This is a genomic window from Facivitalis istanbulensis, assembly GCF_040560405.1.
Taxonomy (GTDB): domain Bacteria; phylum Pseudomonadota; class Alphaproteobacteria; order Sphingomonadales; family Sphingomonadaceae; genus Sphingomonas; species Sphingomonas istanbulensis.
Window position 1 is genome coordinate 1 of sequence record NZ_JAVSCQ010000073.1, and the last position, 1,105, is coordinate 1,105.

Below are 1,105 nucleotides of genomic sequence, written 5' to 3' on the forward strand. Positions count from 1 at the left end.
CCTGTCTGATGTGATGCTGGTATGAAGGTGTTGCGGAAGGGAGCCCGTCCCCCCCGAGGGTCTGGAGCCCGATAGGGAGCAAGGGCCCCTTCCGCGTTGGTCACAACCCTGAACAGTTGCTTGGGACTACCGATCCCGCACGACATGGACAGGAGCCTTACCCATGCCACAGGCCGTCATCGGCTGCGACCTTTCGCGTGCCCTTATCGACATCTGCGAACTGCCATCCGGTCGGACCGGGCAGATCGCCAATACACCGGATGCCATCACCACCTGGCTCGACACGCTCGACCACGACATCCGCCTCGTCTTCGAGGCCACCAGCGGCTGCGACGGCGACCTGATTGCTGCGCTGGCGACACGTGGCCATCCCTTCTCACGCGTTAATCCACGCCAGGCCCGCGAGTTTGCCAGAGCCACCGGTACGCTGGCCAAGACCGACCGGGTCGACGCCCGTGTCCTGGCGCAGATGGGCGCAGCGCTCGACCTGCCCGCCACCATCCCACTCAGCCCAGCCCGTTCGCGCCTGGCCGATTTCTTGCGCCGTCGCAGGCAGTTGGTCGACATGCGCAAAGCCGAAAAGCTCCATCGCCACAGCGCAGGTCAGCCCGAAATCGCCCAAGCCATCGAAGCTATGATCACTCTGCTCGGCCAGCAGATTGCCGATCTCGACCGACAGATCGCAGGCTTCATCGCTCAGGATCAGGCCCTGTCCGAACAGGCCCAGCTCCTGACCGCCGTTCCCGGTATCGGACCCACCGTCCTCGCCACCCTGCTCGGTGAACTCCCCGAGCTCGGCACGCTCTGCCGTCGCAAGATCGCTTCCCTCGCAGGCCTCGCCCCGCATGCCCGCAAAAGTGGGACATGGCGCGGCGCACGACGCATATGGGGTGGGCGGCGAAAGATCCGCGAAGCCCTCTACATCGCCGCCCTCAACGCTTCACGGCGCATCCCCGTCCTCACCGCCATGCGCGACAGGATGCGCGCCAAGGGCAAGGCGCCCAAGACGATCCTCATCGCCGTCGCACGGCAACTCCTCGTCATCCTCAACGCCATGATCCGAAAGCGACAGCCTATCGCTCTCGCATGAGCATCACAGTTGCCC

General features: G+C 65.0%; 1 protein-coding gene. It reads left to right on the forward strand.

Annotated features, from left to right (window positions below; genetic code table 11):
• Positions 1 to 163: 163 nt before the first annotated feature.
• Positions 164 to 1,090, forward strand: a complete 927-nt coding sequence (locus RN629_RS18190) for an IS110 family RNA-guided transposase (protein WP_407036488.1) — start codon at positions 164 to 166, stop codon at positions 1,088 to 1,090.
• Positions 1,091 to 1,105: the final 15 nt, after the last annotated feature.

Bases quoted from the DNA above. Each gene is read 5' to 3' on its own strand.
- RN629_RS18190 (WP_407036488.1), top strand. From the start codon at position 164: ATGCCACAGGCCGTCATCGGCTGCGACCTTTCGCGTGCCCTTATCGAC.